Source organism: Streptomyces sp. M-16, assembly GCF_052114405.1.
Taxonomy (GTDB): Bacteria; Actinomycetota; Actinomycetes; order Streptomycetales; family Streptomycetaceae; genus Streptomyces.
The window spans coordinates 1-12,541 of sequence record NZ_JBFRER010000079.1 but is presented as its reverse complement, the minus strand read 5'-3'; the positions used below and the strand labels follow the sequence as shown (position 1 = coordinate 12,541).

Here is a 12,541-nt window from a genome sequence, read left to right as displayed (position 1 = left end):
GCCAGGATGCGGTCTGCCATGACTGCATCTGCCTCATCCCCCGCATCCCCCGCCGGCGGCCCTCCGCGCGCCCACGCGCTGCACTCCCCCGTCATCGCGTGGTTCGACGAACACGCCCGTGACCTGCCCTGGCGCCGCCCCGAGGCCGGCCCCTGGGGGGTCATGGTCAGCGAGTTCATGCTCCAGCAGACCCCGGTCAGCCGGGTCCTGCCGGTCTACGAGCAGTGGCTCGCCCGGTGGCCCCGGCCCGCCGCCCTGGCCGCCGAGGCGCCGGGCGAGGCCGTACGGGCCTGGGGGCGGCTCGGCTACCCGCGCCGGGCGCTGCGCCTGCACGGCGCGGCCGTCGCGATAACGGAACGCCACGGCGGCGACGTACCGAGCGACCACGCCCAGCTGCTGTCGCTGCCGGGCATCGGCGAGTACACGGCCGCCGCCGTGGCCTCCTTCGCGTACGGGCAGCGGCACGCGGTGCTGGACACCAACGTGCGCCGGGTCTTCGCCCGCGCGTCCAGCGGGGTCGAGTACCCGCCGAACGCCACGACGGCCGCCGAGCGGCGCCTGGCCCGGGAACTGCTGCCCGACGACGAGGCCACGGCGGCCCGCTGGGCCGCGGCGTCGATGGAGCTGGGCGCGCTGGTGTGCACGGCCAAGAGCCCGGACTGCGCGCGCTGCCCGGTGGCGGGCCTGTGCGCGTGGCGCCTGGCCGGGAAGCCCGCGCACGAGGGACCGCCGCGGCGCGGGCAGACGTACGCCGGGACCGACCGGCAGGTGCGCGGGAAGCTGCTGGCCGTACTGCGCGAAGCGGTCGGTCCGGTTCCGCAGTCGGTGCTCGACACCGTCTGGAACGAACCGGTGCAGCGGGCGCGCGCGCTGGACGGGCTGGTGTCCGACGGGCTGGTGGAACCGCTCGCGCACGGCATGTACCGGCTGCCGCAGAGCTGACCGACGAAATCCGCACGCCCCCGGCGGCCGGCCGGAGCGCGGCTCGAAGTTGACTCGATCATTCCGCTTCGGGCCGCGAAACCCCAGCTCACCGGCACTGTTACACAATCTACGGGTGTCCGTGCGCCCACCGAAGGCTGACCCGCACAGTGCCGTGACAACCCCTCCGTACCTTCGGATCCACAAGCCAGCGCATGAGCGGTTGGTCGGAACGGAGGCGGTCTGAGATGGCGCACGGCGAGGTACTCGAATTCGAGGAGTACGTACGCACCCGGCAGGATGCCCTGCTGCGCAGTGCCCGGCGCCTGGTCCCGGACCCGACGGACGCCCAGGACCTCCTCCAGACCGCCCTCGTACGCACCTACGGCCGCTGGGACGGTATCGCCGACAAGTCGCTGGCCGACGCCTACCTCCGCCGCGTCATGATCAACACCCGTACCGAGTGGTGGCGGGCCCGCAAGCTCGACGAGGTCCCCACCGAGCAGCTCCCGGACGCCTCCGTCGAGGACGGCTCCGACCAGCGCGCCGACCGCGCCCTGCTGATGGACATCCTCAAGGTGCTCGCGCCCAAGCAGCGCAGTGTGGTGGTGCTGCGACACTGGGAGCAGATGAGCACCGAGGAAACGGCCGCGGCGCTCGGTATGTCGGCGGGAACCGTGAAGAGCACCCTGCACCGCGCACTGGCCCGGCTCCGTCAGGAACTGGAGAGCCGGGACCTGGACATGCGTGCGCTCGAACGCGGTGACCACACCATCCGTGACGAGGGGCGGGAGCGGTGCGCGGCCTGACTGGCCAAGACCCGGGCGGGAGAGGCTCTCTGGTACTGATGTCGGCGGGGACGGTCGTCCTCGTCGGCACAGTGCTGTTCGCGGCCGGCTGCTCCACCGGCGGCACGGGCCTCAAGGACGGCGGCCCCGCCCACACCGAGACCGTGTCCCGCAGCAACCAGCCGACGAGCGACGGGGCCAGCGAACCGGCCGCCACGGACCACTCCCCCGCCGCGTCCGCCGGAACGGCCAAGCGGGTCGACCCGGTGGCCCTGCTCAAGGCGGACCCGAAGGTGAGCGCCGCGGTCAAGCGCGACCTCAAGCCCTGCACGGGCCAGCAGTACCCGATCGACGTCAGCTACGGGAAGGTCACCGGGAACACCGCCGTCGACATCGTCGTCAACGTGCTGTCCTGCGCGGACGCGATGGGCCGCGGCTCGTACGTGTACCGGGCCGACGGAGGAAAGTACGAGAATGTCTTCTCGGACGAGCAGCCGCCCGTCTACGCGGAGATCGACCGCGGTGAGCTGGTGCTCAACAAACCGGTCTACGGGAAGAACGACGCGCTCGCCTACCCGTCGGGCGAGGACGTGATCACGTACCGCTGGAACGGGGAACGGTTCACCGAACAGGACCGGGTGCACACGGACTACAGCAATGTGGTCGACGGCGGGAGCCCTCCCGCCCCGGCCGTATCGCCGAAGAGCTGACGAGGTGAGGGTGGGCATGGCCGAGACCCATGTGCTGTTCGTGGAGGACGACGACGTCATCCGCGAGGCCACGACGCTGGCACTGGAACGCGACGGCTTCGTGGTCACCGCCATGCCCGACGGACTGTCCGGGCTGGAGTCCTTCCGCGCCGACCGCCCGGACATCGCCCTCCTCGACGTGATGGTGCCCGGGATGGACGGCGTGAGCCTGTGCCGCCGCATCCGCGACGAGTCCACCGTCCCCGTGATCATGCTGTCGGCCCGCGCCGACTCCATCGACGTGGTCCTGGGCCTGGAGGCGGGCGCGGACGACTACGTCACCAAGCCCTTCGACGGCTCCGTCCTCGTCGCCCGGATCCGCGCCGTGCTGCGCCGCTTCGGCCACGCCGGCGGCCCGCAGAACGGCGCCTCGAACGGCGACGGGGCCGACGGCTCCGGTGAGCGCGGGGTGCTCTCCTTCGGCGACCTGGAGGTCGACACCGAGGGCATGGAGGTCCGCAAGGCGGGCGCCTCCGTGGCGCTGACGCCGACCGAGATGCGGCTGCTGCTGGAATTCTCCTCCGCGCCGGGTACCGTCCTGTCCCGCGACCGGCTCCTGGAACGGGTCTGGGACTACGACTGGGGCGGTGACACCCGCGTCGTGGACGTCCACGTCCAGCGGCTGCGCACCAAGATCGGTCAGGACCGGATCGAGACGGTCCGGGGCTTCGGATACAAGCTCAAGGCATGAGGAACACGAGGGTCATGAGGGACGCGACCGCATGAGGACCATGAGGACCGCGACCGCATGAGGCGCTTCACCCTGCGCACGGGGATCCGCTGGAAGATCACGCTCGCCATCGCCGCCGTCGGCGCGCTCACCGCGCTGGCGCTCAGCCTGGTGGTGCACAGCGCTGCCCGCGTGTCGATGCTGGAGAGCGCCCGCGAGGCCGAGCTGGAGCGGGTGCAGTTCATCGCCCGCACCGACGCCGGCCGCAAGCCCATCTGGGGCGCGAAGCTCAACGACCCCGACCTGCCCGCGGAACTGCGCGAGAAGGCCCGGTCGGGGCGGCGCGGCACCTACGTCCAGGAGTCCCGCAAGGGGCCCGTGGTGTGGGCCGCCGTCCCCCTCGGCAACGGACAGGTGCTCTCCCTGAGCCACCGGTTCCAGGAGAGCGCCAACATGGTGCGCGACCTGGACCGGGCGCTGGTGGTCGGCTCCCTCGCCGTCGTGATCGGGGGCTCGGCCCTCGGCGTGCTCATCGGCGGCCAGATCTCCAGCCGGCTGCGCAAGGCCGCGGCCGCCGCGCAGCGGGTGGCGCACGGGGATCCGGACGTACGGGTGCGGGACGCGGTGGGCGGTGTCGTACGGGACGAGACGGACGATCTCGCACGGGCCGTGGACGCCATGGCGGACGCCCTCCAGCAGCGGCTGGAGGCCGAACGGCGGGTGACCGCGGACATCGCGCACGAACTGCGGACCCCGGTGACGGGCCTGCTCACGGCCGCGGAGCTGCTGCCCCCGGGCCGGCCGACGGAGCTGGTGCTCGACCGGGCGCGGGCGATGCGGGCCCTGGTCGAGGACGTGCTGGAGGTGGCCCGGCTGGACAGCGCGTCCGAGCGGGCCGAGCTCCAGGACGTGGCGCTGGGCGAGTTCGTCAGCCGACGGGTCTCCACGCTGATGCCGGAGGCCTCGGTACGGGTCGTCGCGGACGAGATCGTCAGCACCGACCCGCGCCGTCTGGAGCGGATCCTCGGGAACCTGCTGGCCAACGCCGCACGCTACGGGCGGCCGCCGATCCAGGTCGACATCGAGGGCCGGGTCGTGCGCGTGCGGGACCACGGGCCGGGATTCCCCGAGGCGCTGCTGCTGGAGGGGCCGAGCCGGTTCCGGACCGGGTCGACGGACCGGGCGGGCGTCGGGCACGGGCTGGGGCTGACCATCGCGGAGGGCCAGGCCCGGGTACTGGGGGCCCGGCTGACGTTCCGCAACGTGGCGGGCCCCGGCGAGGCGACGGGCGAGGGCGCCGCGGCGGGGGCGGTGGCGGTGCTGTGGCTGCCGGAGCACGCCCCGACGGCGACGGGGAGCTTCCCGATCATCCAGCTGCCGGGCTGACGCGGCCGTTCGCCCGCGCACCGCGATGTTTTAGCATCCGTGCCATGACTGACGGTACGGATCGCCCGCACGGCCCCCAGCCCGACCCCGCCCCCGGGAGCGGCGGCGGCTACGGATACCCGCCGGGACGGATACCCGGCGGGTACGGCTATCCGCAGCCCGGAGAGCCCGCCCCCGGCGCCGCCTCGAACCCCTACCAGCCCGAGCCCGTACCGGGCGGGCCGGCCGGCGGCCAGGGCGGCTTCGGCCCGCCGCAGGCGCAGCCCCCGCTCGCCGCGGAACCGCTCGCGCCCGCGCCCGAGCCCTTCAGCGCCGCCGCGCAGCCGGACTGGCAGGCGATGGCCGACCGCACGGAGGCGCAGCAGCGCAAGCGCAGGCTGCTGACCATCGGCATCGGCACCCTGGTGGTCGCGCTGGTGGCCGGCGGCGCGGCCTTCTTCGTACTGCACGGCTCGGACGACCCGGGCAAGAAACCCGTGACGGCCTCCTCCGGCTCCCCCGGCCCGTCGGGCACGGCGGAGTCCCCGGACCCCAAGACCCCGGAGGACGACTCCCCGACCGTTCCGGGCGAGCCGAACCTGCTGCGCGACCGCAGCGGCAAGATGGGCATCGCGCTCGGCCCGGGTGCCTCGCTGGGCGAGCTGGCCAAGCGGACCGAGGTCAGGTTCAAGGGGGCGGCGGACTCGTACGCGCAGGGCGCCGAGGCGGCCGTGGACGTCTCGAAGAGCTTCACCGTCTCCACGCGCGCCTACAACGTGGCCGAGACCGGTTCGCGGATGGCGGTCAGCCAGGGCGACGGGGACTCGTACTCCTTCGAGCTGGGCTTCGAGGTCGTCAACGGCAAGAAGGCCTGGGTGTTCCGGGTGCAGACCGGGGACAAGGGCCAGGCGGCGACGGCCCAGCAGGTGGTCGTGGACAACGTCGACACGACGCGGACGTGGGCCCTGCTGACGGGGACGTACGACGCGGAGAAGAAGACCATCGCGCTGTGGGTCGACGACAAGCAGGCCGGTCAGGCCCAGGTGTCCGGCATCTGGGCCGGTCCCGGCCCGCTGCAGCTGGGCCGGGCCCGCCACCACGGGATCTGGAGCGCCGCGTGGGACGGCCCGCTGGACCACATCCGGATCTTCGACCGCGCGCTGGGGCAGGAACAGATCACGGGCCTGAAGAACAACAAGCCCGACAAGAAGACCAGGCCGACGCACTCGTGGCTGATCTGATTCCGGTCCCGCCGGGGCCCGCGGGGATCCCGCGAGGCCCGGGGACGTCTCAGACGGTGACGCCGACGGTGCGCAGGAAGGCGACCGGGTTGACGGCCGAGCCGTAGTTCGGGGTGGTGCGGATCTCGAAGTGGAGGTGCGGGCCGCTGGAGTTGCCGGTGTTGCCGGACAGCGCGATCTGCTGGGCCACGGAGACCTTCTGGCCGATCCTGACCTGGATCTTCGAGAGATGCGCGTACTGCGAGTACGTGTTGTTCGCGTGCTTGATCACGACGGCGTTGCCGTACGCGGGGCCGTCGCCGCCGCCGTTCGGGCCGGCCTTCACGACGGTGCCGGCGGCCGCGGCCTTGACCGGGGTGCCGACGGGGACGGCGAAGTCCTGGCCGGAGTGCTTGTGCGACCACATGGTGCCGCCCTTGCCGAAGGTCGCGGACAGCGTGTAGCTCTTCACGGGCTTGTCCCACAGGCCCTTCGCGGAGGCGGCCTGGGCCTGGGCCTGCGCCTGGACGGAGATCTGCTCGGCGACGGCGGGGAGGGCGGCGGGGGCCTCTGCTGCGAAGGCGGCGGTCGTCCCGGCTCCGATGGCCAGGGCCGCACCGAGACCGGTGGCGGCGAGGGCGATACGGGTACGACGGGTGCTGACGCGCTTCGCGGACATGTGGAGACCTCCGGGGCCGGGGACAGGGGCGTGTATCGGGCAAGAAAGGACCCGGCGCTGCGACCGTGGGCCGTGGCTGCCGGGCTTGCTCATCCTTGGTAACCCGGGCCTCCCGGCTTCCCCAAACACCCCCTTTACTACCCGGGCTCGTAGGGGCGGCCGGGCTTTCGGACCTGTTGACGGGCTCCCTCCTGCGACGGAGCAGGGACAAAACGGGCGGCGAAATCTACGAGTCGTTCTAGTAGGTCCGATTTGCCCTGTGCGGCTTGTCACCGGCACCCAGGGGCCCAAGTGGCCTGCGTCACCGCCCTTGAGGCCCCTCCGGGGGACCGCCCCCGCCGGGGGCGGGCCACGGGCCACGGGCCGGGCTGCCGCAGGACCCGGCCCACCCCCGCGTGAAGCCGCCCTTTGGCCGCCGTGGGCCCCGCCGGGCCCCCATGGCCCCCGCAGCGCCCCCGGGGCCCGGAACCCGCCCCTCAGTGCCCCCAGGGGCCCGGAGGCGGCCGGGGCGGGCCCGAGCGGCGGGTGCGCGGTGCCGGAGGGCCGCGGGCGGGCTCGTGGGGCGGCCCGGGGCGGGGCACGACGAAGGGGCGCCCCCGGGAGGTGATCCCGGGGGCGCCCCTTGGTACTACTGCCTGCCGTCGGCGCTTACGCGCCCTTGGACAGGTCCGGGCCGGAGCCCGTGGCCTCGATCGGAGGGAGGTCGGGCAGCGCCGACTTCTCCTCGCCGCGGAAGGTGAACTTGGCTTCCTCGCCCTCACCCTCCACGCCGACGACCACGATGTGACCGGGACGCAGCTCGCCGAAGAGGATCTTCTCCGACAGCAGGTCCTCGATCTCGCGCTGGATGGTCCGGCGCAGCGGGCGCGCACCCATGATCGGGTCGTAGCCGCGCTTGGCCAGGAGCATCTTCGCCTCACCGCTGAGCTCGATGCCCATGTCGCGGTCGCGCAGGCGCTCGTCCACCTTGGCGATCATCAGGTCGACGATCTGGATGATGTCTTCCTGGCTGAGCTGGTGGAAGACGACCGTGTCGTCGACGCGGTTCAGGAACTCGGGCCGGAAGTGCTGCTTGAGCTCTTCGTTGACCTTCGCCTTCATCCGGTCGTAACCGGTCTTGACGTCGCCCTGGGCGGCGAAGCCCAGGTTGAAGCCCTTGGAGATGTCCCGCGTACCCAGGTTGGTCGTCATGATGATGACCGTGTTCTTGAAGTCCACGACCCGGCCCTGGGAGTCGGTCAGGCGACCGTCCTCCAGGATCTGGAGAAGGGAATTGAAGATATCCGGGTGCGCCTTCTCGACCTCGTCGAAGAGGACGACGGAGAACGGCTTCCGGCGGACCTTCTCGGTCAGCTGGCCGCCCTCTTCGTAGCCCACGTAGCCGGGGGGCGAACCGAAGAGGCGGGAAACCGTGTGCTTCTCGCTGAACTCCGACATGTCGAGGGAGATCAGCGCGTCCTCGTCACCGAAGAGGAATTCGGCGAGCGTCTTGGACAGCTCGGTCTTACCGACACCGGACGGACCGGCGAAGATGAACGAGCCACCGGGACGCTTCGGGTCCTTCAGACCCGCACGGGTGCGGCGGATGGCCTGGGAGAGCGCCCTGATGGCGTCCTTCTGGCCGATGACGCGCTTGTGGAGCTCGTCTTCCATGCGCAGGAGGCGGGAGGACTCCTCCTCCGTGAGCTTGAAGACGGGAATGCCGGTCGCGGTCGCGAGGACTTCGGCGATGAGCTCGCCGTCGACCTCGGCGACGACGTCCATGTCGCCGGCCTTCCATTCCTTCTCGCGCTTGGCCTTCGCGGCGAGCAGCTGCTTCTCCGAATCACGGAGGGAAGCCGCCTTCTCGAAGTCCTGGGAGTCGATGGCCGACTCCTTGTCGCGGCGCACGGCCGCGATCTTCTCGTCGAACTCGCGGAGGTCCGGCGGCGCGGTCATCCGGCGGATGCGCATCCGGGAGCCGGCCTCGTCGATCAGGTCGATCGCCTTGTCCGGCAGGAAGCGGTCCGAGATGTACCGGTCCGCCAGCGTCGCCGCCTGGACGAGGGCCTCGTCCGTGATGGAGACGCGGTGGTGGGCCTCGTAGCGGTCGCGCAGGCCCTTGAGGATCTCGATCGTGTGGGGGAGGGAAGGCTCCGCCACCTGGATCGGCTGGAAGCGGCGCTCAAGGGCCGCGTCCTTCTCAAGGTGCTTGCGGTACTCGTCCAGCGTCGTGGCACCGATGGTCTGGAGCTCACCACGGGCCAGCATGGGCTTCAGGATGCTCGCGGCGTCGATCGCGCCCTCGGCGGCACCCGCACCCACGAGGGTGTGGAGCTCGTCGATGAACAGGATGATGTCGCCGCGGGTGCGGATCTCCTTGAGGACCTTCTTCAGGCGCTCCTCGAAGTCACCGCGGTAGCGGGAACCGGCGACCAGGGCACCCAGGTCCAGGGTGTAGAGGTGCTTGTCCTTGAGGGTCTCGGGCACCTCGCCCTTGACGATCGCCTGGGCCAGGCCCTCGACGACGGCGGTCTTGCCGACGCCGGGCTCGCCGATGAGAACCGGGTTGTTCTTGGTCCGGCGGGACAGCACCTGCATGACCCGCTCGATCTCCTTCTCGCGCCCGATGACCGGGTCGAGCTTGGATTCACGGGCAGCCTGGGTGAGGTTGCGGCCGAACTGGTCGAGGACCAGCGAGGTCGAGGGGGTGCCCTCGGCCGGGCCACCCGCGGTGGCCGACTCCTTGCCGCCCCCGGTGTAGCCGGAGAGCAGCTGGATGACCTGCTGCCGGACCCTGTTCAGATCGGCGCCCAGCTTCACGAGGACCTGGGCGGCGACGCCCTCACCCTCGCGGATCAGGCCGAGCAGGATGTGCTCGGTGCCGATGTAGTTGTGGCCGAGCTGGAGGGCCTCGCGGAGCGAAAGCTCCAGGACCTTCTTCGCCCGCGGGGTGAAGGGGATGTGGCCGGACGGGGCCTGCTGCCCCTGACCGATGATCTCCTCAACCTGCTGGCGAACAGCCTCGAGCGAAATCCCGAGGCTCTCCAGGGCCTTAGCGGCGACACCCTCACCCTCGTGGATCAAGCCCAGGAGGATGTGCTCGGTGCCGATGTAGTTGTGGTTGAGCATCCGGGCTTCTTCCTGAGCCAGGACGACAACCCGCCGCGCGCGGTCGGTGAACCTCTCGAACATCGTTTATCGCTCCTCAGAGCGGTCGGGCAGTTCGGGGTCGGTCCCCGCCCTGTCCTTCCGCATGCTAGTCCCGCGGGACGGGACAGCTCATTCCAACTGCCGACATCCGTCCACGGCTCACCCCCACGTCGGTGAGGAAAACCGGCTGTAAGAGCCGACTACTGCTCCAACCCGATGGTGCGAGACGATGTTCCCGCAGGCCAGGCAGATACCCGTCACACGTGTACGCCGATGGCGAACGGGAGCCGCTCAAATCAGCGTGTCGCCCCGATCCACTAGGAATGTCTTACCCGTAAGGACTGACACTCCATGCCCCCGGGCACACTTCCCTCCGCTACGGGCGAACACACTTGTGTCCCGAATGTGGGACTCCGCCCGGCGGACCTTTACTCTCCGCATCGACTCGGCCGCACTCCGTAACCCCGCGGCGCGGGGCGGAGTTGCTCCGGTCATGCCCCTCACCGCCGCGAGCGCCGTCCCCTCGCCCCGCGTCCCGCCCGAGGAGGACGTCCGCTCCTGGTACGAGCGGGTGCTCGGCTGGGCCGTCGTCGGCGGGCCGCCCGGCCGGCTGCTCACCGGGACCCGGTTCGACGTGCTGGAGGTACCGGCCGACGCCGGTGCCGCCCTGCTGCGCCGCCCGGTCGCCACCGGCCCGGTGGCGCTGGCCGGGGGCCGGATGGGCTTCCTGGTGGCCCCGGGGGCCGCGGAGGAGCTGGACGGGCTCCTCGACTGGCTGGAGTGGGGCGGGGTGGCGCTGGAGCTCACCGCCCTGGGTGCCGGGGACGGGTTCGCCGCCCCCGTGCCGCCGGGGCGGAACGGGAGGGAAAGCCCTCGGGGGGCCGCCGTCTGGCTGCGGCCCCCCGAGCTGGGGTGCGAGGCGTCACTGCCTGCCCTGCCCGGTCCGGGGCAGGGCCACCGTCCCGGACAGCGGGCCTGCGGGCCCGACCTCGTACGCCTGGTGGCCGCGGCGGCGACGGAATGTCACCGGGCACGGCTGCGACGGCGTACGCCTCAGCCCTTGGCCTTTTCGTAGGCCTCGCGGATGTCGGCGGGGACACGGCCGCGGTCGTTCACGTTGTAGCCGTTCTCCTTGGCCCACGCGCGGATCTCGGCGGTGTCCGGATTGCCGGCCGACGCGGCGGCGCGACCACCCTTGGCACGGCCCGCGGAGACGCGTCCGCCGGTGCGGCGGCCGCCCTTGGTGTACGGGTCGAGCAGCCCGCGGAGCTTTTCAGCGTTGGCGGTGGTGAGGTCGATCTCGTAGGTCTTGCCATCCAGAGCGAACGTCACGGTCTCGTCCGCCTCGCCACCGTCGAGGTCGTCGACAAGAAGGACCTGAACCTTCTGTGCCACCGGGATTTCCTTTCATCGAAAATGCAGTACGCGGAAAGGAAACCGCTTTTGCCTGGAAAACACAAACCCCCGGTGAGAGGTTCAGGGCCGCAACAAGGCGGGAAACGTACGCGATTCGGACATAGGCCTCAGGCCTGCTGCGGCCCGGAAAAGCGGCCGTGATCGATCAGAGGTGCAGAAGCATCCGGCTGTTGCCCAAGGTGTTCGGCTTCACTCGTTCGAGACCGAGGAACTCCGCGACTCCCTCGTCATAGGAACGCAGGAGCTCCATGTAGACATCGGTCTCCACCGGGGTCTCGCCGATCTCGACGAAGCCGTGCTTCGCGAAGAAGTCCACTTCGAAGGTCAGGCAGAATACCCGGCTGACCCCGAGCAGGCGGGCGGTCTCCAACAACTTGGCGAGCACCCGATGCCCGACACCGGCGCCCAAGAGGCCCCGGTCGACGGCGAGAGTGCGGACTTCGGCGAGGTCTTCCCACATGACGTGGAGAGCCCCGCAGCCGACGACCTGGCCGTCGGAGTCGCGTTCCGCGACCCAGAACTCCTGGATGTCCTCGTAAAGGACCACGGGGGCTTTGTCGAGGAGGATCCGCTGCTGCACGTACTGGTCGAGCAGGCGGCGCAACGCCGGAACATCACGGGTGCGCGCGCGGCGGATGGTCACTGTTTTCGCGTCTGCGGTGGAAAGCTCTCCCATACCCGGACGCTATCGCCCCGGGGTGGTGGGCCGCTCGCCGGAGTCCCCTTCGGCTTCTGCGGGGCCGGCGTCGGGGGCGGGAGCGGCCTCGGCTTCGTCGTGCTGGACGATCCGGATGGCGTCGCGGAGGGCTTCCCGCTGTTCCTGGGACATCATCCCGAAGAAGGCCACGAGGGCGGCCGCGGGGCTGTCACTGGTCGACCACGCTTCGTTCATCAGTGCGGCCGAGTAGGCGGCGCGGGTGGAGACCGCCGTATATCGATAGGCGCGGCCTTCGGCTTCCCGGCGGACCCAGCCCTTCTGATGGAGATTGTCCATAACGGTCATGACCGTGGTGTACGCGATGGACCGTTCCTGCTGGAGGTCTTCCAGGACTTCCCGGACGGTGACCGGGCGGTTCCACTGCCACACCCGCGTCATCACAGCGTCTTCGAGTTCTCCCAAGGGGCGAGGCACAACAGCACGATAGTGCGACTTGGGATGAATTGCCCGACTATTCGGGCGGCAACGCGCGGCCAATACCCGGGCGGGACCACCCGGGCGACGGCATCGGCGCGGTGGCTACTTCCGCGGCTGGCGGGTGGCCTCGGCGCGGGCGAGCACGGCGTCGACGGCCGCGTCCTCCTTGGCCTTGTTGGCGCCGCCCTGGCTCTTCACGATCGTCTTCACGAGCAGGATGAAGAACACGGCCATCACGACGGGGGGCACGAGCGCGGAGACGTAGTCCATGCCCCCCAGCGTAGCTACCCCACGGCGAGGCCGGCCGCCGGGGGCGGGGTGGGCTTGCGGCGCGGCGGGAAGACCTCGCCCGGGGTCGGGACGGGCCGCGCCGGGCGCTCGGGGTGCTCGGGCCCCGGGGGCTCCTCGGGCGCGGGGGCGGGCCGCGGCCGCTCCGGCTCCGGCTTCGCGCCGGAGTCCGCCGCGC

13 protein-coding genes and 1 pseudogene are annotated in these 12,541 nt (G+C 71.2%); 7 read left to right on the top strand and 7 right to left on the bottom strand.

All coding sequences use genetic code 11. The features are described from left to right. Positions 1–18 precede the first annotated feature (18 nt). From AB4039_RS28810 to AB4039_RS28785, 6 genes are all read left to right on the top strand, one after another. Positions 19–942, top strand: a complete 924-nt coding sequence (locus AB4039_RS28810) for an A/G-specific adenine glycosylase (protein WP_266839802.1) — start codon at positions 19–21, stop codon at positions 940–942. A 227-nt stretch (positions 943–1,169) separates the two neighbouring features. Then, a complete protein-coding gene (locus AB4039_RS28805) occupies positions 1,170–1,730 on the top strand; it encodes a SigE family RNA polymerase sigma factor (RefSeq protein WP_266839804.1) in 561 nt (186 codons plus the stop codon). 38 nt (positions 1,731–1,768) lie between these two features. Beyond that, positions 1,769–2,419 (top strand): hypothetical protein, encoded by a 651-nt coding sequence (locus tag AB4039_RS28800; RefSeq protein ID WP_266839806.1) that lies wholly within the window; start codon positions 1,769–1,771, stop codon positions 2,417–2,419. Positions 2,420–2,435: 16 nt separating this feature from the next. After that, positions 2,436–3,149 carry a two-component system response regulator CseB gene (gene cseB / locus AB4039_RS28795; protein WP_266839808.1) on the top strand — a complete coding sequence of 238 codons (714 nt, stop codon included), beginning with the start codon at positions 2,436–2,438 and terminating at the stop codon, positions 3,147–3,149. Between the two features lie 57 nt (positions 3,150–3,206). Next, positions 3,207–4,514, top strand: a complete 1,308-nt coding sequence (cseC, locus tag AB4039_RS28790; protein ID WP_266839810.1) for a two-component system sensor histidine kinase CseC — start codon at positions 3,207–3,209, stop codon at positions 4,512–4,514. A 44-nt stretch (positions 4,515–4,558) separates the two neighbouring features. Continuing rightward, the gene (locus AB4039_RS28785; RefSeq protein ID WP_266839812.1) at positions 4,559–5,734 is read left to right on the top strand and encodes a LamG-like jellyroll fold domain-containing protein; all 1,176 of its coding nucleotides are present in this window, start codon (positions 4,559–4,561) and stop codon (positions 5,732–5,734) included. Between the two features lie 49 nt (positions 5,735–5,783). Here the strand turns inward: AB4039_RS28785 and AB4039_RS28780 are convergent, their stop codons facing one another. Both AB4039_RS28780 and AB4039_RS28775 read right to left on the bottom strand, forming a co-directional pair. After that, a complete protein-coding gene (locus tag AB4039_RS28780; protein ID WP_266839813.1) occupies positions 5,784–6,392 on the bottom strand; it encodes a M23 family metallopeptidase in 609 nt (202 codons plus the stop codon). Positions 6,393–7,040: 648 nt separating this feature from the next. Further along, positions 7,041–9,566, bottom strand: a complete 2,526-nt coding sequence (locus AB4039_RS28775) for an ATP-dependent Clp protease ATP-binding subunit (RefSeq protein ID WP_266839814.1) — start codon at positions 9,564–9,566, stop codon at positions 7,041–7,043. A 451-nt stretch (positions 9,567–10,017) separates the two neighbouring features. On the opposite strand from AB4039_RS28775, the gene AB4039_RS28770 reads away from it, so the two are divergent. After that, positions 10,018–10,599 carry an SCO3374 family protein gene (locus tag AB4039_RS28770; protein WP_442272162.1) on the top strand — a complete coding sequence of 194 codons (582 nt, stop codon included), beginning with the start codon at positions 10,018–10,020 and terminating at the stop codon, positions 10,597–10,599. Here AB4039_RS28770 and AB4039_RS28765 read toward each other — a convergent pair. From AB4039_RS28765 to AB4039_RS28745, 5 genes and pseudogenes are all read right to left on the bottom strand, one after another. Continuing rightward, on the bottom strand, positions 10,578–10,919 hold the full coding sequence (locus AB4039_RS28765) for a histone-like nucleoid-structuring protein Lsr2 (RefSeq protein ID WP_030236840.1): 342 nt from the start codon (positions 10,917–10,919) through the stop codon (positions 10,578–10,580). The genes AB4039_RS28770 and AB4039_RS28765 overlap by 22 nt on opposite strands. Positions 10,920–11,085: 166 nt before the next feature. Then, a complete protein-coding gene (locus AB4039_RS28760; RefSeq protein ID WP_266839818.1) occupies positions 11,086–11,616 on the bottom strand; it encodes an amino-acid N-acetyltransferase in 531 nt (176 codons plus the stop codon). A gap of 9 nt (positions 11,617–11,625) precedes the next feature. Then, positions 11,626–12,072: a BlaI/MecI/CopY family transcriptional regulator gene (locus tag AB4039_RS28755; protein WP_266839820.1), complete on the bottom strand. Its 447-nt coding sequence runs from the start codon at positions 12,070–12,072 to the stop codon at positions 11,626–11,628. Between the two features lie 105 nt (positions 12,073–12,177). Then, complete coding sequence (locus AB4039_RS28750) at positions 12,178–12,345, bottom strand: hypothetical protein (protein ID WP_266839822.1); 168 nt, start codon at positions 12,343–12,345, stop codon at positions 12,178–12,180. Between the two features lie 14 nt (positions 12,346–12,359). Next, a pseudogene (locus tag AB4039_RS28745) lies at positions 12,360–12,541 on the bottom strand (hypothetical protein); the annotation flags it as partial.